Here is a 21,007-nt window from a genome sequence, read left to right on the forward strand (position 1 = left end):
ACGATGACAAGACTGCGTAAACTTGCAAAGGCTGCGTTTAGCGCGGGCATTATGGTCGGCGCGACAGTGACGTCGGCCAATGCCGAATGGCAGGCGATCGACAAGGTCGAGACTTATCCTGTCAGGGGCAGCACGGGCGCCGAGCTCTACGCCTCGATCGGCGAAAACGGTCCCAAGCTTGGCATCGCCCGCACCATCGCGCATACCTCCTTCCGGCTCACCTGGAAGCGCGACTATCAGACCCGCGGCACTGACTGTGTGCTCGCCTCCGCCGTGCCGACGCTCGTCATCACCACCGTCCTGCCGAAACCGGCAGTGCCTCTTTCCGGCCCCCTGCAGCAAAGCTGGCAGACCTTCATCGACGGCGTGACAGCCCACGAGCGCGTGCACGGTGATCACATCAAGGCGATGGTCAAGGAAATCGAAAAGGCGACGATCGGGCTTGCCGAACCAAACGATCCGCAATGCCGCAAGATTCGCGAGAAGATGCAGCCTGTGCTCGGAGAAATCTCCCGCGCCGAGCGGCAGAAGCAGCGCGAATTCGATCAGGTCGAGTTCGCCAATGGCGGCAATGTGCAGCGCCTTATCCTGGCGCTGGTCAACGGCCCGTAATCGGTCCACACGCGACCGGTGAACATTACCAAGAATTCATCCCCCGGACAGTTCATCGTAAGCTGACGCCCTCTATATCAAAGGCCATCCACCGCCTCGCATCGACCTCCGATGTGACGAAAACACTGAAGACGAAGGGAGCTACCATGTTCAACCGCGTGACTGGACAGAACCGTCTGGCAAAAATCCTGAGGAGCACCACCGCCATGGGGCTCGCCGCCGCCATCGTCGCGGGAGGCGTTCCGGCGATCATTACCCCCGCCTATGCCGAGCCCGTCAGCGTCGAGGCGCCGAATATTCCAAGCTTTGCCGATGTCGTCGAGGCTGTTTCACCGGCCGTCGTCTCCGTTCGTGTCGAATCGGCCGTTCAGCCGGCCGCCGCTGACGGGAACGGCTTTTCCTTTGGCTGGGGTGGCCGCGGCTTCGATGAACTGCCGGACGACCATCCGATGAAGCGCTTCTTCCGCGAATTCGGCATTCCGATGCCAGACGGAGAAGGTCAGCAGCGTCCGGCGCCGCATGCCGGCAAGGGCAAGCTGCGTCCGACCTCGCAGGGCTCCGGCTTCTTCATCTCCGAAGACGGCTACATCGTCACCAACAACCACGTCGTCAACGACGGCGAAGCCTTTACGATCGTCATGAACGACGGCACCGAACTCAAGGCCTCGCTGGTCGGCAAGGACAGCCGCACGGATCTCGCGGTCCTCAAGGTCGACGAACCCAAGCAGAAGTTCAAATACGTCAAGTTCGCCGACGGTGACGGCGCCCGGATCGGTGACTGGGTCGTGGCCGTGGGCAATCCGTTCGGTCTCGGAGGCACCGTGACCGCCGGCATCGTGTCGGCCCGTGGCCGCGACATCGGCTCTGGTCCGTACGATGACTATATCCAGATCGACGCCGCCGTGAACCGCGGCAACTCCGGCGGTCCGGACTTCAACCTCAGCGGCGAAGTCATCGGCATCAACACGGCGATCTTCTCGCCGTCGGGCGGCAATGTCGGCATCGCGTTCGCGATCCCCGCGTCGCTTGCCAAGAACGTCGTCAACGACCTGATCGAGAAAGGCACGGTCGAACGCGGTTGGCTTGGCGTCCAGATCGATGCCGTCAGCAAGGACATCGCCGACTCGCTCGGCCTGGCCGAGGCTGCCGGCGCCATTGTCGTCGCTCCGCAGGACGGTTCGCCCGGAGCCAAGGCCGGCATCGAGCAGGGTGACGTGATTGTCGCCGTCGATGGCGAGCAGATCAAGGACAACCGCGATCTGGCCAAGCGTATCGGCACGATGACGCCCGGCACCAAGGTCGAGCTGTCGATCTGGCGCGAAGGCAAGTCGATCACCAAGACGGTCGAACTCGGCACCTTCCCGACCGACCAGCAGCTGGCCGGCAACCAGCAGGACGAGCCGGCCGCGCCGACACCGTCGACCGAACAGGCGCTTGCCGGCCTCGGCCTCGATGTCCAGCCGTCCGATGACGGCTCGGGCCTCGCGATCGTCTCCGTCGATCCGGACTCCGAAGCCGCCGACCTCGGCCTGAAGGCCGGGGACCGGATCACTGCCGTCAACAACGAGGAGGTTTCCTCGGTCGCCGACGCGCAGAAGGCCATCGAAGCCGTCAAGGAAGCCGGTCGCACCAAGGTTCTGGTGCTGATCCAGACCGACAACGGAAACCGCTTCGTGGCGCTTCCGCTCGATCAGGGCTGATCCTTTCGGAGCATCCTTTACCCGGCGCCCGCCTGCGCCGGGCCATTGGAGGGTGCCGCGCGGTCCAGGCCCGCGGCACCCCTTTTCTTTTTGGAGTGGAGTAAGACACGTGACGCCATCGCAGAACATCGACGCCCCGACCGATTCCGGTTGTGCCGCCCCGATCGACGGCGGTAATGTCGCGCGCATGAAGATACTGGTAATCGAAGACGATCTTGAAGCCGCCGCCTACATGACGAAAGCCTTTCGCGAGGCGGGCATCGTGGTGGACCACGCCAGCGATGGCGAAAGCGGCCTGTTCATGGGCTCGGAGAATTCCTACGACGTGATGGTGATCGACCGCATGCTGCCGCGCCGCGACGGCCTGTCGGTGATCTCGGAGCTGCGTCGGCGCGGCGTCAACACGCCCGTCCTCATTCTTTCGGCGCTCGGCCAGGTGGACGACCGCGTCACCGGCCTTCGCGCCGGCGGCGACGACTATCTGCCGAAGCCCTACGCTTTCTCGGAGCTGCTTGCCCGCGTGGAGGTGCTCGGCCGCCGCAAGGGCGCGCCGGAACAGGACATGGTCTACCGGGTCGGCGATCTCGAACTCGACCGCCTCTCCCACGAGGTGAAGCGCGCCGGCAAGGACATCCTCTTGCAGCCGCGCGAATTCCGTCTGCTCGAATATCTGATGAAGAACGCCGGCCAGGTGGTGACCCGCACCATGCTCCTCGAACATGTCTGGGACTATCACTTCGATCCCCAGACAAATGTCATCGACGTGCACGTCTCGCGCCTGCGCTCGAAGATCGAGAAGGACTTCGACAAGCCGCTTCTGAAGACCGTGCGCGGCGCCGGCTACATGATCAAGGACGAGGGCTGATCTTGGCCAGCCGTCTTGGTACCGTGATGAAATCCACGGCGGTGCGCCTTTCGGCGCTCTATATCATTTTGTTCGCGCTCTGCGCCGCCTTCCTCGTCTTCTATGTCACAGCCCTATCCGAGCGCCTGCTCGACCAGCAGACGCGCGAAAGCCTGCAGACGGAAGTCTCCGACATCGAGCGGGCCTACAATCGTGGCGGCATGACCACCCTGATGCGGGTGATGGAGCGCCGCGCCAGCCAGCCCGGCGCCAATCTCTACGTCATCGCGAGCCCGGTCGGCGAGATTTTCGCCGGCAATGTCGCCTCCGTGCAGCCGGGCGTGTTCGACAAGGAGGGCTGGACGATGCCGCCCTTCCGCTATGAGCGCTTCACCGACAACGGCGACACACGTCCGCATCTGGCGATTGCCTACATCTTCAAGCTCGACAACGGCCTGCGTATCATGGTCGGCCGCGATCTCGGAGAGCCGGCCAAGTTCCGGCTTCTCGTGCGCAAGGCGCTGATGGTGGCGCTCGCCATCATGGGCGGCGGCGCGCTGATCATCTGGTTCGCAATCGGCCGCAATGCGCTCAAACGCATCGACCGGGTCTCCGCCGCAAGCCGCAAGATCATTGCCGGCGACCTGTCGCAGCGCCTCCCCGTCAGCGGTTCCGGCGACGAATTCGACCGTTTGTCGGAAAACCTCAACGAGATGCTCTGCCGCATCGAGAAACTCAACGAGGGCCTGCGCCAGGTCTCGGACAACATTGCCCACGACCTCAAGACGCCACTGACGCGCCTGCGCAACAAGGCCGCCGATGCACTTTCGGAAAGCGACGAGACATCGCGACGCACGGCGCTTGAGGGCATCATCGCCGAGTCGGACCAGTTGATCCGAACCTTCAACGCGCTGCTGATGATCTCTCGCGTCGAATCCGGATCGATCGCCGCCGAACTCACCGATCTCGACGTCTCGGCTGTCGCGTCCGACGCTGTCGAACTCTACGAGCCCGTCGCGGAGGATGCCGGTCTCACGCTGGAAAGCCGGATCGCGCCAGGCCTCTCCGTCCGGGGCAATCGCGAACTCATCGGACAGGCCATCGCCAACCTGATCGACAACGCCGTCAAATATGCCGATGGCACGGACAAGCGCCTCATCCGCCTCACGCTGGATCGCCGGGGTGGGGAAATTGCGATCGCCGTTGCCGACAATGGACCCGGCATCCCCGCCGATAAGCGAGAGGACGTCGTCAAGCGGTTCGTCCGCCTCGATGCCAGCCGCTCCAAGCCCGGAACGGGCCTTGGCCTCTCGCTGGTATCGGCCGTCATGGACCTGCACGGCGGTCGGCTGGAACTCTCCGCCACCGATGAAGCCTCAACCGACTTCCCCGGGCTCACCGTCACCATGGTCTTTCCGCCCAGCGCCTGAAGCCGCCGCGATCATCCGTCATCGACTGGCGGGGTGAGGCGGACGTCCGGCCTTGTTATAAGGGACCGGGGGAATGATTCGGGAGGAAACGATGACGGATGACAGGGAGACGAGGCTTGAGGACGTCCCGGCCGAGGTCATCCGGCCCTACAATCAGACGGAACTGAAGACGGTCAACTCGCTTCTCAAGGATCTGGCCAAAGCCGAGCCGGCTCTCGCTGCGCTCGTGGCAGGAGATAGCCCGCTCAGGCAGTTTGTCGCCGCCGCCTTCACTCTCTCGCCCTACCTGCGCGATACGGCCCGTGTTGAAACGAAGCTTCTGGCCGATGCGCTGTCCGCGCCGCTGGAACCTGTCCTGCAAACCCTCGTGGCATCGGCGCGCGATGCCTGGAAGCCGGAAGACGGAGAGGTAGTCCCGACCGAGGCGCAGGTGATGACGCGTCTGCGTGTCGCCAAGCGTCGCCTCTCCTTCCTCGTCGCGCTCGCCGATCTCGGCCACCTTTTCGATGCCCGGCGCACCACGGACTGGCTGACCGCCATGGCAGACGCCGCAGTCGCCGCCGCTATCGACCACCTGCTGCTTGCCGGCGACGAAACAGGCAAGGTCAGGCTCGCCGACCGGAGCGAGCCGTCGCGCGGCAGCGGCCTCATCGTGCTCGGCATGGGCAAGATGGGCGCCCGCGAGCTCAACTATTCCTCCGACATCGATCTCGTCGTGTTCTTCGATCCGAATTCCGGCATCCTGCCCGATCCCGATGATGGCACCGAAATCTACGGCCGCATGATGCGTCGGCTGGTGCGGATACTCCAGGAGCGCACCGCCGACGGCTACGTCTTCCGTACCGATCTGAGACTGCGGCCCGATCCCGGCTCGACACCGCTCGCCGTGCCGATGGAGGCGGGCCTCCTCTACTATGAGAGCCGTGGGCAGAACTGGGAGCGCGCTGCCTTCATCAAAGCGCGACCCGTTGGCGGCGATCTCATGGCTGGCGAAGGCTTCCTCAAGGAACTGACGCCCTTCGTCTTCCGCAAGTATCTCGACTATGCGGCGATCGCCGACATCCATTCGATCAAGCGGCAGATCCACGCCCACAAGGGTCACGGCGCCATCGCGGTCAAGGGCCACAACGTCAAGCTCGGTCGCGGCGGAATCCGCGAGATCGAGTTCTTCGCCCAGACCCAGCAACTGATCGCCGGCGGGCGCATGCCGGAGCTCCGGGTCCGCGCCACCGAGGAGGCCCTGAAGGCGTTGAACAAGGCCAACTGGATCGACGAGGCGACGACGCGGGAACTGACGGCTTGCTACTGGTTCCTGCGTGACGTCGAACACCGCATCCAGATGGTCCACGACGAGCAGACCCACCTGCTCCCCTCGACCGAAGCGGAACTCAAGCGCATCGCGTTGATGAGCGGATTTGCCGACACCGCCGCCTTTTCCCAGGAACTGGAAGAGGTGCTCCGGACCGTCGAGAAGCGCTATGCCCGCCTGTTCGAACAGGAGGAGGAACTGTCGTCGGCCACCGGAAATCTGGTCTTCACCGGCCAGAGGGACGATCCCGATACGCTGAAGACACTCGCTTCGCTCGGTTTCGAGCGTCCGGAGGACATCTCGCGCGTCATCCGCACCTGGCATTACGGACGCTACCGCGCCACGCAATCGGTGGAAGCCCGCGAGCGGCTGACCGAAATGACGCCGCAACTGCTGAAGGCCTTCGGCGAGAGCCGGCGCGCGGACGAGGCGCTTCTGCGCTTCGACAGCTTCCTCTCCGGTCTTCCGGCCGGCATCCAGCTCTTCTCGCTGCTTGGCAACAACCCGGCTTTGCTCGACCTTATGGTCGTGATCATGTCGTCGGCGCCACGGCTTGCCGACATCATCGCTGCCCGCCCGCACGTCTTCGACGGCATGCTCGATCCGGCGCTTATGGTCGAGATACCGACGAAGGACTATCTGTCGGCCCGTCTCTCATCCTTCCTGCAGGGTGCCACGCACTACGAGGACATCCTCGACCGGCTGCGCATCTTCGCCGCCGAGCAGCGCTTCCTGATCGGCATCCGCCTGCTGACCGGCTCGATCGGCGGCACCCAGGCGGCGCACGCCTTCACCGACCTCGCCGGTCTCGTCATCGGCGCCGCGCTTGAAGCCGTCCGGGACGAGATGGAAAGTGCCCATGGCCTCTATCCGGGCGGCGAGGTGGCACTTGCCGGCATGGGCAAGCTCGGCAGTTTCGAACTGACCGCCGGTTCCGACGTCGATCTCATCCTGCTCTACGATTACGACTCCCACGCAGCTGAATCCACAGGTCCAAAGCCGCTCGACGCCGTGCGCTACTTCACCCGCCTCACCCAGCGGCTGATCGCAGCACTCTCGGCGCCGACAGCCGAAGGCGTGCTCTACGAGGTGGACATGCGGCTCCGCCCCTCCGGCAACAAGGGCCCCGTCGCGACCCGCATCAATGCTTTCGAGAAATACCAGAGGGAAGAAGCCTGGACCTGGGAGCACATGGCGCTTTCCCGCGCCCGCATGATCGCGGGAGATGCCGGGCTCATCGAACGGGCCGAAACGGTATTCAACGCGGTGCTGGGCTCAGCCCGTGACGAAAAGGCGATCGCCACGGACGTTCGCGAAATGCGCGCGCTGATCGAAAAGGAAAAGCCGCCGCGCGACATCTGGGACTTCAAGCTCATCCCCGGCGGATTAATCGACCTCGAATTCATCGCCCAGTTCCTGGCGCTGGTCGGTCCCGGCCGGGGAGTCGATCTCAGCACGTCCGGCGTCAGCACCGCCGAAAGCCTGCGCCAGCTCGGCGGTCGCCTCATGGACCGCAACGATCTCGACACCTGTTTGAAAGCACTCTCGCTCTACACCGAACTGTCGCAGGTCACCCGGCTTTGCATCGACGGCCCCTTCGATCCGCCGACGGTGCCTGCCGGCCTCGTCGACCTCGTCTGCCGCGCCGGAGACTGCCCCGATCTCAAGACGCTGGAAGGCGAGGTCAAACGACTTTCGAAGGCGGTGCGGAAGATTTTCAACGGCATCATTTCCGCGTGAACACCCCAAAAAAGGCCGGAGAGAGGCTCTTCTGGCCAAACCCATCCTTAACTCAATGCCTGCTAAAACAGCACAAACGAGGGGACGGGTTATCCGGGGGAATGCACGCATGCCGGAACACGACAGACCGAAAAGCTGGCTTTGGCGCGCGCTGAATTTCCTGCGCGTGCCCAATGACAACCCGGCCCTGACGCTCGCCCAGTTCGAGGCGTTCTCGAAGCAGGTACCGCTGCTCTACTTCATCCTGTTCGTCAACACGGTGTCGGTCGCCTGGACCCACCGCAACGTCGCGTCGGACACGCTTGTCCTCTACATTCCCGGCGCTCTCTGTTCGATCTTCCTGATCCGCGGCCTCGGCTGGCTGCGCAAACGCCACCGACAGGTCACGCCGGCGGAAGCCTATGCCGGTCTCACCGCCACCAACCGGCTCGCCGCGCCGATCGCCATCGTGTGCGTCGGCTGGTCGCTTGCGTTGCTGCCGACCGGAAACGCCTACCAGCAGGCGCATGTCGCCTTCTACATGGCGATCACCGTCATCGGCATCATCTTCTGCCTGATGCACCTGCGCTCGGCGGCCTTTATGGTGACGGTACTGGTGAACGTGCCCTTCTTCGTCGCCATGCTGATGACCGGCGAGGAGACATTCGTCGCCACCGGTCTCAACATCCTCCTTGTCAGCTTCGCGCTCATCGTCGTGCTGCTGACCCATTACCGCGATTTCCGCCAGCTCGGCCATTCCCGCCAGGAACTGCAGGAGCGCAATGCGGCGATTCAGGCGCTGTCGGACGAGAACCTGCGGCTCGCCAACCTCGACAGCCTGACGCAGATCCCCAACCGCCGCAGCTTCTTCCACAATCTCGAAAAAGCTTTCTCGGGCGCTGCTGCAACCGGCGAACGCCTTGCCGTCGGCGTCATCGATCTCGACGGCTTCAAGCCGATCAACGACATGTATGGCCATGCCGCCGGCGACAAGGTGCTGGTCGAGATAGGCGCCCGTCTCGGCAGTTTCGAGAGCGAGAGCCTCAAGGTTCACCGTCTCGGCGGCGACGAGTTCGCTCTCATCATCATCGGCGACGTCGACGAGACCAACATCATGTCGCTCGGCGTCTCGATCTGCGACGCGATCGCCGAACCGATGAAGATTTCCAATGCCACCGTCCAGGTGACGGGATCGCTCGGCGTAGCGATCTATCCGGATGTCGGCAGCAACGGGCAGGATCTCTACGAGCGCGCCGACTACGCGCTCTACACCGCCAAGCGCCACCAGCGTGCCGGCACCGTGATCTTCAATCACAAGCAGGCTCAGGAGCTGTCGCGCCAGAAGGTGGTCGAGGAAGCGCTGCTCGCGGCCAACCTGTCGCGCGAACTTTCCCTCGCCTATCAGCCGATCATCGATCTTTCGACCGGCCGCTGCGCCGGGTTCGAGGCGCTGGCGCGCTGGAACAGTCCGCAGATCGGCAGCGTCTCGCCGGCCGAGTTCATCCCGATCGCCGAACATGCCGGCCGCATCGCGCTGATCACCCGCATCCTGCTCGACAAGGCGCTGGCGGAGGCCAAGCATTGGCCGCTTGACGTCTATCTGTCGTTCAACCTGTCGCCGCACGATCTGGCCACGCAGGACGGCACCATGCGCATCATCGCCGCCGTCGGCGTCAGCGGCATCGATCCGCGCCGCATCAATTTCGAGATCACCGAAACCGCCGTCATGCACGATTTCGCCCAGGCCAAGGCCTCGGCCCAGATGCTGCGCCATCTCGGCACGTCGGTCTCGCTCGACGATTTCGGAACCGGCTTCTCCAGCCTCAGCCACGTGCACCGGCTGCCACTGTCGAAGATCAAGATCGACGGCAGCTTCGTGCGCAACATCCATACCGAGGAGCCGAGCCGCAAGATCGTCAAGTCGGTGCTGGCGCTCTGCGCCGACATGGGTATCGAGGCGGTCGTAGAGGGCGTGGAAACGGCGGAGGAACTGGAGGTCCTGCGGACGCTCGGCGCCCGCTGGGTCCAGGGCTTCTACTTCACGCGCCCGATGCCGGCGTTGGAAGCTCGCGAGCTCGCGGCCGCCGGCAATGCGGCACATCACCTCCGGCAGGCCGGCTGACCGCTTCAGCCGCGCCCGGCATCGTCCTTGAGCAACGCTTCGAGCCGCGCCTCCTCCTCCGCCGTCAGACGGGCGGAACCAGGCTCGGGACGGCGGCGGGTGTAGACGAACACCGCTATCGCCCCCAGGACAAACAGCACGGCCGGCGTTCCCCAGAGCAGATAGGTCTTCGCCGAAACGCGCGGATTGAGCAGCACGAACTCGCCGTAGCGGGAGACGACGTAGTCGATCACGTCCTCATCGCTGTCGCCGGCGACGATCCGCTCGCGCACCAGCACCCGGAGATCGCGGGCCAGCTCGGCGTTCGAATCGTCGATCGACTGGTTCTGGCAGACCATGCAGCGCAGTTGCGCCGACAGGTCGCGCGCCCTCTGCTCCAGCACCGGATCGGCCAGGATCTCGTCAGGATTGACGGCCAAAGCCGGAAGCGCCGACAGCGACAGCAGCACTGTAACCAGAAGGGCCTTGAGGATCGCCACCGGTGACCGTCTCATTCCGCCGCCCCCAGTGCCGGGGCCGACACAGTCTTCGTCCGCCGCGTCGGCGCGCCGACGCGCAGGCGGCGGTCGGAGAGCGACACGAAGCCGCCAGCCATCATGATGACAGCACCGTACCAGATGCAGAGGATCCACGGCTTCCACCAGATGCGCACGACAATGCCGCCCGTGTCCATGGGATCGCCCAACGACACATAAAGCTGGCTGACGCCAAAGGTGACGATACCGGCTTCCGTCGTCGGCATGCGCCGCGCGGTGTAGATGCGCTTGGACGACCAGACATCGGCCACCTCGACGCCTGCGCGCCTGATGGTGAAATGGCCCTGCTCCTCCGTGAAGTTCGGACCGATCGCCGATTTCATTCCGTCGAAGGTCACGCTGTAGCCGCCGGCATCGGCCGACATGCCCTGCTGCATCTCGACAACGGTCTCCGTTTCGTAGGTGGTGACCGCGACGATGCCGAGCACCGTTATGCCGAGTCCGAGATGGGCGAGTGCCGTGCCGTAAGCCGAGCGGGGAAGTCCCTTGAATCGCCGCCAGGCGACGGAAAGCGTCTGCTTGCCGAAGCCGGCGCGGTACCAGAGGTCAGACAGGGCCCCGAAGACCAGGAAGAAGCCGGCCGCAATGCCGAGAACCGCCATCACCGGGCCGCCGTTTTCGATGTAGTAGACGACCAGTGCCGTCAGGAAGGCCAGAGCCACGGCGGCGTAGAGCCGCTGCAGCGCGCCGGGCAGATCGCCGCGTTTCCAGGCAAGCATCGGGCCGAAGGGAACGGCGACCAGCAGAGGCACCATCAGCAGGCCGAAGGTCAGGTTGAAGAACGGAGGGCCGACCGAGATCTTTTCACCGGTCAGCGTTTCGAGGATCAGCGGATAGAGCGTGCCGATCAATACCGTACCGGTCGAGACCGTCAGGATCAGGTTGTTGAGCACCAGCGCGCCCTCGCGCGAGATCGGCGCGAACAGGCCGCCGGCTTTCAGAAGCGGGGCGCGCAGGGCAAACAGTGCCAGCGCGCCGCCGATGAAGAGGGTCAGGATGCCAAGGATGAAGATGCCGCGCGACGGATCGGTCGCGAAGGCATGCACCGATGTCAGGACGCCGGAGCGCACCAGGAAGGTGCCGAGCAATGACAGCGAGAAGGTCAGGATCGCCAGCAGCACGGTCCAGATCTTCAAGGCCTCGCGCTTTTCCATGACGAGAGCCGAATGCAGCAGCGCCGTGCCGGCAAGCCACGGCATGAAGGAGGCGTTTTCCACCGGGTCCCAGAACCACCATCCGCCCCAACCGAGTTCGTAATAGGCCCAGTACGAGCCCATGGCGATGCCGGCGGTCAGGAAGGTCCAGGCCGCGAGCGTCCACGGCCTCACCCAGCGTGCCCAGGCGGCATCGATACGGCCGTCGAGCAGGGCCGCGATCGCGAAGGAGAAACAGACCGAGAAGCCGACATAGCCGAGATAGAGCAGCGGCGGATGGATGGCGAGGCCGATGTCCTGCAGGACGGGATTGAGGTCCTGCCCCTCCGCCGGTGCCGGCGAGAGCCGCGCGAACGGGTTGGAGGTCAGCAGGATGAAGAGCAGGAAAGCGGTCGAGATCCAGCCCTGGACAGCGAGCACGTTGGCGCGCAGGCGGTCCGGCAGGTTGGCGCCGAAGTAGGCAACGAGCGCGCTGAACAGCGTCAGGATCAAGAGCCAGAGCATCATCGATCCCTCGTGATTGCCCCAGACGCCGGAGAACTTGTAGATCGTCGGCATCAGTGAATGCGAGTTTTCCCAGACATTGCGCACCGAGAAATCCGATACGACATAGGCCCAGGTCAGCACCGAGAAGGACAGAACGATCAGCGCGAACAGCGCGTAGGTGCCGGTCACCGCCGTCGTCATCAGCGCCATGTCGCCGCGTCGCGCACCGATCACCGGCAAAACGGAAATCACGATCGAGGCGGCGAGCGCCAGAACCAGCGCATAGTGACCGAGTTCGATGATCATTTGACCACTTCCTTGCCCGAGAGTTCCACCCCTTGCGCCTTCAGCCGGTCGGCCACGTCCTTCGGCATGTAGGTCTCGTCATGCTTGGCGAGCACCGTGTCGGCGACGAAAACGGAGCTGCCGGCCTGGAAGCTTCCTTCGGCAACCACGCCCTGCCCTTCGCGGAACAGGTCGGGAAGGATGCCGGTATAGGTCACGGGCACGGTGCTCAGCGTATCCGTCACCGTGAAGCTCACGGTCGAGCCCTCGCCGCGCTTCACCGATCCATTCTCGACCAGGCCGCCCAGCCGAATGCGGGTGCCCGGTTCGAGCTGCACCTTGGCGAGATCGCCCGGCACGTAGAAATAGGCGATGGTCTGGCCGAAGGCGAACATCACCAGCAGCACGGCGGCGACGATGAAGCTCATGCCGCCGGCGATCACGGCGAGACGTTTCTGCTTGCGGGTCATTTCAGCGCTTCCTCCACAGGCAGGCCCAGTTCGCGCGCCATCGCCACCAGCTGACCGCCCTGGTTTCCGTCAGCCGGAAACGCGGCGAGCCCCTGCCGCAGCGCGTCCAGCGCGCGGTCGGGTTCCTTCAGCATGGCATAGGAGCGCACGAGCCGCATCCAGCCTTCGAAATTGTTCGGGTCTTCCTTCAGCCGCGCGTCAAGGTTTTCCACCATTCCGCGGATCATCTGGTCGCGATCCTCGGCCGACATCTGCTGTGCCGCCGCGATATCCTCGCCGGTCGGGTTTCCCGGCGCCGCAGGGGAACCCGCTGCCGGTGCGCCGGCGGGTGGAACGGCATTCGCCAGAGGCGCGCCGCCGGTGATGGCAATATGCTCATTGACCAGGGCAAGCCAGGGCGCGTCCTTGGGCGACGCTGCGGCGAGCGCCTCGTAGGCCGCCCTCGCTTCCTCGCGCTTGCCGCCCTGCTCCAGTGCCAGCGCCAGATAGAACTGCGCCTGCGGGTTGCCGGGGCTCAGCCGCAACACGCCCTCGAAGGCAGAACGCGCGTCGTCGGTGACGATGCCGCCGCTTTTTGCCAGCAGAACCTCGCCCAGCCCGTTCAGGCGTTCGGCGCTGAGGCCAACCAGCCGGATGGCGTTGCGATAGGCGAGCTCGGCGTCCTCGGCCCTGCCCATGCGCACGTAGATCGGCGCGAGTATATCCCAGCCGGAGCCGTCGTCAGGGTTCTGGGCCAGATGACGCTCGACCTTGGCGACCAGCAATTCGAGGTCGTTGCCCGGGTTTTCAAGCCGGGCGGCGAGCGGCTGCGCCTCCAGGCCGGGGCTGCCAGTCTCGAGGTAGAGACCGAGCCCGATGGCGGGAAGACAGAGAAGAACGAATGTCTGGGCCGCAAGGTGCCTGCCCTTGCCTGTCCGCTGCGTTTCATCGCTACCGGCAGCCGCCAGCAGCCGACGCGCGATCTCGGCGCGGGCGTAGTCGGCATCTTCGGCTGAGATGAGACCCTCGGCCTTGTCGCGGTCGAGTTCCCGCAGTTGGTCTCGATAGACGGCTGTTTCGCCGGCGACGGCCGGAACACGGCTCCCCGCCCCGCGCCAAAGGGGTACCAGAAGGGCAACAGCGACCGCGAAGGTCAGGACGGCAGAGAGTATCCAGAACACCATGAGCTCAAATACTGTAACGGGCGCGGCATTCCAATCGACAAACGCCCGTTGACGGAGATTTGAGGCGTTTGGCCGCAACGCGACCTCTAGGCCTGCCAGACAATACCAACCTTGATTTAAGTCAAGGGTGTCCAGGTTCCGTCGCTGTTGCGGCAGGCGGCTCCACGGGCTTCCGCGAGCCGGCTGCCGGTCGTGACCTTGTGGCTGTACTGGCGACAATTCTGGGCGCCGACCTGATAGGGCGCCGCCGCGACGACCTCGCCGCGCACGTTTCCGCCGCTCCAGACGACCGGCTGGCCACCGGGCGCGGCCTCGAGCGCGCGATACTCGGCCTCAAGCGCCCGCTGGCGATCCGAGGACGACAGTTGCACGCCGCTGCGCTGGACGATGCCGCCCTGCAGTGCGGTTATGTAGACGGTTGAATTCTTGTTCGTGCGTCCGCCGAGCAGTCCGCCACCGGAGGACCCACTCGAGGTGGTGCAGGCAGACAGCACCGACACCACCGCAACGATCACCGTCCCCTGCTTGATCATCGCTCCTGCCATTCTTCCCGTCCGTCGCTTATCGCCAATTATCGATCCGCTTTCCGGATGCGGAGTCGAAGTGGCATCATTATGGCCATGTTCGGTCAGCAATGGAAATCCCCCTCATGCGCTTTCGCGGGTTACCGCCGGCAGCTTAAGCCGGGCTTGCAACCCGCCCTGAGACGCGCGGGAGAGTGAGAAGGTTCCCTGATACTCCGATGAAATTTCCTTGACGATGGAAAGTCCGAGCCCGGTTCCAGGCTTGGATTCGTCCAATCTTCGACCGCGTTTCAACGCTTCGGTGATCTGGTCCGGCTCGAGTCCCGGCCCATCGTCCTCCACCAGAACCTCGATCCAGAGCCGCCGCACGGCGTCCGCGCTCGGCTCCTCGTCCGGCATCGGTCGCGCCGTCACCAACACGCGCTCGCGGGCATAGCGTCCGGCGTTTTCCAGCAGGTTTCCAAGGATTTCTTCCAGGTCCTGCTGCTCCATCGCAAGCGCCAGACCCGGGTGCTCCGGCCGGAAGTCGAAGGCAATGCCCGGATTGAGCTTTCGCATCACGCGCGTCAGCCGCTCGGCCACCGGATCGAGCTCGCAGCGCGCCAGCACCGATTCGCGCTGGGCGGCGATCCGGGCGCGGTTGAGGTAGGAAGTCACCTGCGCCTGCATAGCCTCCGCCTGACTGCGCACCACGTCGGCCTTCTGTCCCGGAAGCGCCCGCGATTCGTTGAGCAGGACGGCGATCGGCGTCTTCAGCGAGTGGGCGAGATTTCCGACCTGCATACGCGCCCGCTCCACGATGCGGCGGTTGGATTCGATCAGCGCGTTGACCTCGTTGACGAGCGGCATGATCTCGCGCGGAAAATCGCCCTCCAGCCCCGCTGCCTCGCCGGCCCGGATCTTCTCGAGCGCCCGTTTGGCGCCGACAAGCGGACGCAGCCCGTAGAGAATGGCGAAGGCATTGAGCAAGAGGCCGCCGAGGCCGAAGATCGCCAGCGCGATATAGAGGCGGCTCTGGAAGGCGGCGATGTCCTCTTCGACATCGGTGAGGTTACCGGCGACGCGAAACCGCGCGGCGTGGTTTTCCCCGTCGAGCACGACTTCCGTCTCCACCACCCTCAAACGGTTCCCGGCATAATCCTCGATTTCATAGTATCGCTCGTAGTTCTCGTCGAACGGCGCTTCGACGACGCTCGGGACCGTCAGACTGTTGACGCCGAGGGATGTGGAGGTCAGCCGCACGGAGGCGAAGCTTCCGAGCGGCTCGACCAGCCAGTACCACCCGGAGGCCGGCTGCGAGAACCGCAGATTGCCCAGTTCGGCATTGCCGGACAGATTGCCGTCTGCCCCGATCGATATGGCATTGATGACGTTGAACAGGTGGGCATGCAGCAGATTGTTGAACGACCGTTCCGCGCCCTGTCGGTAGAGCGCGGAAATCACCACCGCGATGCTGATCAGCGCCACGGCCGACCACAGCGTCGCCAGCAAAAGAACCCGTTCGGTAAGCGATCTAACCCGCATCGGCCGGCGCTTGGATCCGGTAGCCGAGACCGCGCACGGTTTCGATCATGTCGACACCGAGCTTCTTGCGCAGCCGTCCGACGAACACCTCGATCGTGTTGGAATCCCGGTCGAAGTCCTGGTCGTACATGTGTTCGGTGAGTTCCGAGCGCGACACCACCTCCCCCATGTGATGCATGAGATAGGAGAGCAGCCGGAATTCGTGCGAGGTGAGCTTCAGCGCGGTTCCGTTGACCGTCGCCTTGGAGCTCTTGGTATCTAGCCTCACCGGACCGCAGACCAGTTCGGACGAAGCGTGGCCGGCCGCGCGACGAATGAGGGCGCGGATGCGCGCCAGCACTTCCTCGACATGGAAGGGTTTCGTCACGTAATCGTCGGCGCCCGCATCGATGCCGGCGACCTTGTCGCTCCAGCGATCGCGCGCCGTCAGCATCAGCACAGGCATCACCCGTCCCGCCTCGCGCCACTTTTCGAGAACGGTGATACCGTCCATCTCGGGCAGGCCGATGTCGAGAATAACAGCGTCATAGGGTTCGGTGTCGCCGAGGAAGTGACCCTCCTCGCCATCGAAGGCGGTGTCGACCACGTAGCCCGCCTCTTGCAACACCTCGGCGAGCTGCCGGTTGAGATTGCGGTCGTCTTCCACCACGAGAATGCGCATCGAAATTCCTGCCCCTGTCGTCCAAAGAACCGCCCGCGATATGATCGCGGACGGCGTATTACATCGGTTTGGTCACCTTGCGGCGTTCCGGCCGATCCTTGCCCTTGCCGGGCACCAGCACGATGATCTCGCACTTGTTGCCGCCGACGGGGCGTGCCGACAAAAGCTTGCCGCCCGTTTCCCGCACGGCCGCCGCCGCGGCGGCGCTGCAGTCGCCCGAGGCCTGCACAAACACGACAGGCGCCTCCGACGCAATCGCCGGAAGATCTGGTGCTGATGTCAATGCCATCATGGCGGCCAATGCGGCCGTCGTCACTGAGAATGCCATGCTTTCGCTCTTCAACTTCGAGGAAATCAGTATGGGCACTATGTACCGGAGCCCTTCTGAATGGCAAATGAATAGGGCCGAAACGATCCGCCGATCCTCAGCGGATCGTGGAAGTGGCCGTCAACCGCCCCCAGATTGCCAGCAATCCGCCGACGGAGGCCGCCAGCAGCGCCAGCTTGTCGGACAGGTCCGCCTGCATTGCCTGGTCTATCGGAAAGCCCGCGAGGTCGAGCAGCGGTGCTGCCACCGCGATCAACCCGCCCCACACCGTCTTCGACCGATACCATTCCTTGTCATCCTGCATGTCGTCTCTCCTTCTTCGCTTTAGAACACGATGATCGTCTCGGCCGGCAATCCGTCGGCGACCCTGCGGCCGATCTGCCGCACCCGGATTTCGATCGCCGGCTGGACCGCGCCGAAATCGGCGAGCTCGCTGGCTAGCGGATAGTCGAAGGCTGGCTGCGTTACCTCCTGGCTTCGCCGAACGACCCCGCCGTCGAGGATCTCGATCCGGTAGCGCTCGAACGGCTCGTCGAGCGGTATTTCGCTCGCCTGCCAGCCGTCGGCATCGACCCGTCCGCGCCTCACCCACTCGAACCGCGCGCTACCGTCCGGCTGCCGCATGCCACTCAGATGCACTGGCGCAAGCGGTGTCGCCGCTCTCATGCCGCCGATGAACTCGACCGGCGCCGTCGCCGTCCCCGTCCGTCCGACAGCCTCGGCGATCCACAAAAGCGGCAAGCCGATCTCATCCTCGCGAAGCCCCAGCGGCCGCACCGCCTGATCGAGCAGCACGACCCGCGCGCCTATAGCGGCCCCTGCCGCCACCGCGCCCTCGCTGCCGCCGAGGCCGCGCAGCAGATCGGTCAGCCGCCAGCGGTTCTGCGCCATCTCCGTCGCGGTCACGAACCCCAGCACCTCCCAGGCCCCGTTTGCAGCCAGCACGGCCATCCGGTTCGCGCCGTTCAGCACCGCCAGTTCGCTTGCCGAGGACAGTTCCCCGAAATCGAGGTCCAGTTCCACGGCATTCGCCCGGTCGAATTCCGTCGTCAGACCCGCTGACAGAGGCGCCGTCAGCCGGCCCATCGTCGCCGGGCGCTCCAGCAGCAGGCGGCTGGCATAGCTCTCGCCATCGACCGAGGACGACAGCGCGATCCGCCGCCAGGGCCGCGTCAGGGCCGCCACGCGGGCAAACGTCGTAACGTCGCCCGTCTCGTAGGGCGGCAGATCCATGAACACGATCTCGGGCGCGAACCCGTCGCTGCCGCCGCCTCCCGGTTTCGGCGGCCGCGTCACGGCCGGAACGGGACGCCCGGCCATCGGCGCCACCTTCGTCAGCGTGAGGCGCCGCGCCGCGCCATCTTCGATACGCGTCACCAGAAAGCGACCAACGGGGCCGTCGGGAAAGGTCAGCACGTCGCCGGGCTCCACGTCGATCCTGTCCGGCCCGAGCGACAGCTCCAGCCGGAAGCGCGACAGCCGGTGATCGCGCAGCATGGCCTCGACCGATAGCGCCGCAGTCTCCTCCGGCAACACGGCCGCGAGATCGCGTCCGAGCACCCGGTCGGTGCCGGCGTCCACGCGCCGCGAACGCACGCTCGCCTCCACGTAGCCGCCCGCCTCGTCGAAGAAGGTCAGGATCGCCTCGCCGGCATGGTCGCCATCATGCCCGCGCGTCTCGCGCCACAACGCCTCACCCTCCAGATCGGCCAGAACCGTCACCGCCCGCGGTGGCAGGCTCGCGGCATTGCGCGAGCGCACCACGAGTCCGCTCCCCCGCTCGAAGAAATCGAGCGAGAAGGCCTCCGCCAGCGGCTCGATCAGCGTGCGGGCCGAGGCGACCGTGCCCTGCACATAGCCGGTCAGATCGCCCGAGACCTGCGAGACATCCACGTCGTCGATGCCGTGATCCTCGAGGATCGCCGCGATCGTGTCTGCGAGCGTGCCGGCCCCCAGCCGCGCGTTCAGCCAGTGTCCCGTCCGCCAGTTGTCGCCGTCGGCCCAAAGGTCGCGATCAAAAGGAAAGGCCGGATAGGGCCGCGCATCCCAGGCCCAGACGAACATGTGATCCGCATCCACCATGCCCGCCGGCCGCGCCGACCGGCGCCAGTAGCGGTGATGGGCTTCGAGAAAGCGCCGTTGCGCCGAGTCGGACCTCGCACCGCTGGAGAAATAGGGCCTAGCGCCCTCGGCGGATTTCGGATCGGGAAAGACGTTCGGCTGGTTGGCGCCTTTGTCGACCGCAGGGCAGCCGAGTTCGGTGAACCAGATCGGCTTCATTCCCGGCTGCCAGGCCGTCGGGGTCGGCCTCTCCACCCCGCCCGTCCGCTCGTAATGCCGGTTGCCCCACCAGTTTTCGATATCCTTGTACCTGTAGACCCAGGGCTTGCCGGCTCCGCCATCGGTGATCGGCGACCGTTCTCGCGCCCGCCGATCCGCCTCGCTTGCGTAGTACCAGTCGAACCCCTCGCCCGCCGCCACCTGCCCTTCGAGCCCATCGGGATCGTCCGCCGTCCGGAAGCCATCAGGGTTCTCCGCCCCGAGATCGTCGTCGCGCCAGTCGCCGAGCGGCATGTAATTGTCGATGCCCACAGCGTCGATCGCCGGGCTCGCCCACAGCGGATCGAGATGGAAGAACACGTCGCCCGACCCGTCCGGCGGCTGGTGCCCGAAATACTCGCTCCAGTCGGCGCCATAGGTGATCTTCGTGCCCGCCCCCAGCACGGAGCGCACATCCGCCGCCAGATCGACCAGCGCCGCCACGAACGGAAAATCGTCGTCTTCATCGCGCAGCGTCGTCAGCCCGCGCAATTCCGACCCGATGAGAAACCCGTCCACCCCGCCCGCCGCCTCGGCCAGCAGCGCATAATGCAGCACCATCCGCCGATAGCCCTCGTCAGACCCGGCATAGGCGACACTCGTCCCGCCGACGCCAAAACCGGAAACCTCCGCCTCGCCGCAAAATGCCTCCACCGCGTCGCGGATCGCCGCCGTTCTGTCAGGCGATCCCGGCCGTCCCGGCGCCGGATGGCAGGTGATCCTGCCCCGCCAGGGATAGCTCGCCTGCTCTCCGCCGCCATAGGGGTCCGGCAGGTCATTACCGTCAGGCACGTCCATCATCACGAAGGGATAGAGATAGACCTCGAGCCCCCGCGCCTTCAGGTCGCGGATCGCGTCCACCACGCTCGCATCGTCGGGCGTGCCGCCATAGGCTGGCGAACCGTCGTGCAGGCTCACCACATGCGCCTCCCCGCGCGAAATCCCTGATACACACCAGGGCCGGCTCTCGTCCCGCCGCGCCGGCACCTCGACACCCGGCACGACGCGGCATTCGCCAGCCCGCAGATCCGTGCCGAACCAGGTCACGACAAGCCCCACCCGTTCGAGGTTCGGACAGAGCGTCTGCAACTCGTCGATCGCGGCCGCCCAGTCGGTCGCCGCCGTCAGCCCGTTGCGGTTCATGATGCGCGCCGCACCCGCGCCCGTCTTCTCCTTCACCGGCACCGTCGCATAGCCATGTTCGGTGGCGCCGGGAATGATCGTGATCGCCCGGATCTGCCCCTCCAGCGTGCCCACCGGCCGCATCACCTCGAACTGCAGCACCGGAATGCGATTGCCGAACCCGTCGAGCGGCAGCCGTTCGAACACGACATAGGCGAGCCCCCGATAGGCCGGCGCGCCGCCCGTTCCTCCCGCCCCGGAACCCTGCTTCGCCTCGATCAGCGGATCGGGCTCTTGGCTCTCGGTGCCGCGATAGACGCGCATCTCGATCTCGGTGAGATCGATCTCCCGCCCGTCGGCCCAGACGCGTCTCACGCCCGCGATCGGCCCCTCGCAAAGACCCAGCGCTAGGTTGGCGAAGTAGCGAAAGTTCTCGACCTTGGTCCCGCCCGCCTTGCCGCCGACGCGCTCGACCGTCACCTCCTCCTCGAACCGCGTCGCCCAGATCAGCGTGCCGCCGATCCGCGCCGTGCCGTAGACCCGGTTGATCGCCGTGCCCTCCGAGGCACCCGGCACCCGCGCCACCGCAAGCCGCGCCCCGGTGACGGTATTCCCGCCCCCGAGCAGCGCCCTATCCAGCACATTCCCCGCCAACGCCCCCGCCGCCCGCCCGACGATTGCGCCCAGAGGCCCGAATAT

The 21,007-nt window shown here is 65.2% G+C and carries 16 protein-coding genes; 6 read left to right on the forward strand and 10 right to left on the reverse strand.

Annotation, left to right across the window (positions count from 1 at the left end):
* The first annotated feature begins 3 nt into the window (after nucleotides 1-3).
* From J5J10_RS11645 to J5J10_RS11670, 6 genes are all read left to right on the forward strand, one after another.
* Entirely contained in the window at nucleotides 4-612 is a 609-nt protein-coding gene (locus J5J10_RS11645) for a DUF922 domain-containing protein (protein ID WP_349252063.1), read from the forward strand.
* Between the two features lie 146 nt (nucleotides 613-758).
* Nucleotides 759-2,312, forward strand: a complete 1,554-nt coding sequence (locus J5J10_RS11650; RefSeq protein ID WP_211929995.1) for a Do family serine endopeptidase — start codon at nucleotides 759-761, stop codon at nucleotides 2,310-2,312.
* Between the two features lie 127 nt (nucleotides 2,313-2,439).
* Nucleotides 2,440-3,177 carry a response regulator transcription factor gene (locus J5J10_RS11655; RefSeq protein WP_348646477.1) on the forward strand — a complete coding sequence of 246 codons (738 nt, stop codon included), beginning with the start codon at nucleotides 2,440-2,442 and terminating at the stop codon, nucleotides 3,175-3,177.
* Nucleotides 3,178-3,203: 26 nt separating this feature from the next.
* Nucleotides 3,204-4,586, forward strand: coding sequence for a HAMP domain-containing sensor histidine kinase (locus J5J10_RS11660; protein WP_211931214.1), 1,383 nt, complete (start codon nucleotides 3,204-3,206; stop codon nucleotides 4,584-4,586).
* Nucleotides 4,587-4,659: 73 nt separating this feature from the next.
* Nucleotides 4,660-7,635, forward strand: coding sequence for a bifunctional [glutamine synthetase] adenylyltransferase/[glutamine synthetase]-adenylyl-L-tyrosine phosphorylase (locus J5J10_RS11665; protein ID WP_211929996.1), 2,976 nt, complete (start codon nucleotides 4,660-4,662; stop codon nucleotides 7,633-7,635).
* A 109-nt stretch (nucleotides 7,636-7,744) separates the two neighbouring features.
* Nucleotides 7,745-9,736 carry an EAL domain-containing protein gene (locus tag J5J10_RS11670; protein ID WP_249116721.1) on the forward strand — a complete coding sequence of 664 codons (1,992 nt, stop codon included), beginning with the start codon at nucleotides 7,745-7,747 and terminating at the stop codon, nucleotides 9,734-9,736.
* A gap of 5 nt (nucleotides 9,737-9,741) precedes the next feature.
* Here J5J10_RS11670 and J5J10_RS11675 read toward each other — a convergent pair whose 3' ends face one another.
* The 10 genes from J5J10_RS11675 to J5J10_RS11720 form a co-directional block, all read right to left on the reverse strand.
* Nucleotides 9,742-10,209: a cytochrome c-type biogenesis protein gene (locus tag J5J10_RS11675; protein ID WP_211931216.1), complete on the reverse strand. Its 468-nt coding sequence runs from the start codon at nucleotides 10,207-10,209 to the stop codon at nucleotides 9,742-9,744.
* 17 nt (nucleotides 10,210-10,226) lie between these two features.
* Nucleotides 10,227-12,218, reverse strand: a complete 1,992-nt coding sequence (locus tag J5J10_RS11680; RefSeq protein ID WP_211929997.1) for a heme lyase CcmF/NrfE family subunit — start codon at nucleotides 12,216-12,218, stop codon at nucleotides 10,227-10,229.
* On the reverse strand, nucleotides 12,215-12,667 hold the full coding sequence (ccmE, locus tag J5J10_RS11685) for a cytochrome c maturation protein CcmE (protein ID WP_208548959.1): 453 nt from the start codon (nucleotides 12,665-12,667) through the stop codon (nucleotides 12,215-12,217). The genes J5J10_RS11680 and ccmE overlap by 4 nt, the downstream gene beginning before the upstream one ends.
* Nucleotides 12,664-13,830 carry a c-type cytochrome biogenesis protein CcmI gene (gene ccmI / locus J5J10_RS11690; RefSeq protein ID WP_208548958.1) on the reverse strand — a complete coding sequence of 389 codons (1,167 nt, stop codon included), beginning with the start codon at nucleotides 13,828-13,830 and terminating at the stop codon, nucleotides 12,664-12,666. Before ccmI ends, ccmE begins: the two co-directional genes overlap by 4 nt.
* Nucleotides 13,831-13,946: 116 nt before the next feature.
* Nucleotides 13,947-14,375, reverse strand: coding sequence for a hypothetical protein (locus J5J10_RS11695; protein WP_211929998.1), 429 nt, complete (start codon nucleotides 14,373-14,375; stop codon nucleotides 13,947-13,949).
* Nucleotides 14,376-14,477: 102 nt separating this feature from the next.
* Nucleotides 14,478-15,878 carry an ATP-binding protein gene (locus J5J10_RS11700; protein WP_208548957.1) on the reverse strand — a complete coding sequence of 467 codons (1,401 nt, stop codon included), beginning with the start codon at nucleotides 15,876-15,878 and terminating at the stop codon, nucleotides 14,478-14,480.
* Entirely contained in the window at nucleotides 15,868-16,539 is a 672-nt protein-coding gene (locus J5J10_RS11705; protein ID WP_208548956.1) for a response regulator transcription factor, read from the reverse strand. The genes J5J10_RS11700 and J5J10_RS11705 overlap by 11 nt, the downstream gene beginning before the upstream one ends.
* A gap of 58 nt (nucleotides 16,540-16,597) precedes the next feature.
* Complete coding sequence (locus tag J5J10_RS11710; protein ID WP_208548955.1) at nucleotides 16,598-16,867, reverse strand: hypothetical protein; 270 nt, start codon at nucleotides 16,865-16,867, stop codon at nucleotides 16,598-16,600.
* Between the two features lie 97 nt (nucleotides 16,868-16,964).
* A complete protein-coding gene (locus tag J5J10_RS11715) occupies nucleotides 16,965-17,171 on the reverse strand; it encodes a hypothetical protein (protein ID WP_211929999.1) in 207 nt (68 codons plus the stop codon).
* Between the two features lie 20 nt (nucleotides 17,172-17,191).
* The coding region (locus J5J10_RS11720; protein WP_249116723.1) for a glycoside hydrolase/phage tail family protein at nucleotides 17,192-21,007 on the reverse strand (3,816 nt) is incomplete at its 5' end.

The sequence above is a fragment of the Ciceribacter sp. L1K23 genome (assembly GCF_018122705.1).
Classification (GTDB): domain Bacteria; phylum Pseudomonadota; class Alphaproteobacteria; order Rhizobiales; family Rhizobiaceae; genus Allorhizobium.

Excerpts from the sequence above, each read along its gene's own strand:
- J5J10_RS11670 (WP_249116721.1), top strand. The coding sequence starts at position 7,745 with ATGCCGGAACACGACAGACCGAAAAGCTGGCTTTGGCGCGCGCTGAAT.
- J5J10_RS11660 (WP_211931214.1), top strand. The coding sequence starts at position 3,204 with ATGAAATCCACGGCGGTGCGCCTTTCGGCGCTCTATATCATTTTGTTC.
- J5J10_RS11700 (WP_208548957.1), bottom strand. The coding sequence starts at position 15,878 with ATGCGGGTTAGATCGCTTACCGAACGGGTTCTTTTGCTGGCGACGCTG.
- ccmE (WP_208548959.1), bottom strand. The coding sequence starts at position 12,667 with ATGACCCGCAAGCAGAAACGTCTCGCCGTGATCGCCGGCGGCATGAGC.
- J5J10_RS11680 (WP_211929997.1), bottom strand. The coding sequence starts at position 12,218 with ATGATCATCGAACTCGGTCACTATGCGCTGGTTCTGGCGCTCGCCGCC.
- J5J10_RS11715 (WP_211929999.1), bottom strand. The coding sequence starts at position 17,171 with ATGCAGGATGACAAGGAATGGTATCGGTCGAAGACGGTGTGGGGCGGG.
- J5J10_RS11645 (WP_349252063.1), top strand. The coding sequence starts at position 4 with ATGACAAGACTGCGTAAACTTGCAAAGGCTGCGTTTAGCGCGGGCATT.
- ccmI (WP_208548958.1), bottom strand. The coding sequence starts at position 13,830 with ATGGTGTTCTGGATACTCTCTGCCGTCCTGACCTTCGCGGTCGCTGTT.
- J5J10_RS11650 (WP_211929995.1), top strand. The coding sequence starts at position 759 with ATGTTCAACCGCGTGACTGGACAGAACCGTCTGGCAAAAATCCTGAGG.
- J5J10_RS11695 (WP_211929998.1), bottom strand. The coding sequence starts at position 14,375 with ATGGCAGGAGCGATGATCAAGCAGGGGACGGTGATCGTTGCGGTGGTG.
- J5J10_RS11710 (WP_208548955.1), bottom strand. The coding sequence starts at position 16,867 with ATGGCATTCTCAGTGACGACGGCCGCATTGGCCGCCATGATGGCATTG.
- J5J10_RS11665 (WP_211929996.1), top strand. The coding sequence starts at position 4,660 with ATGATTCGGGAGGAAACGATGACGGATGACAGGGAGACGAGGCTTGAG.
- J5J10_RS11705 (WP_208548956.1), bottom strand. The coding sequence starts at position 16,539 with ATGCGCATTCTCGTGGTGGAAGACGACCGCAATCTCAACCGGCAGCTC.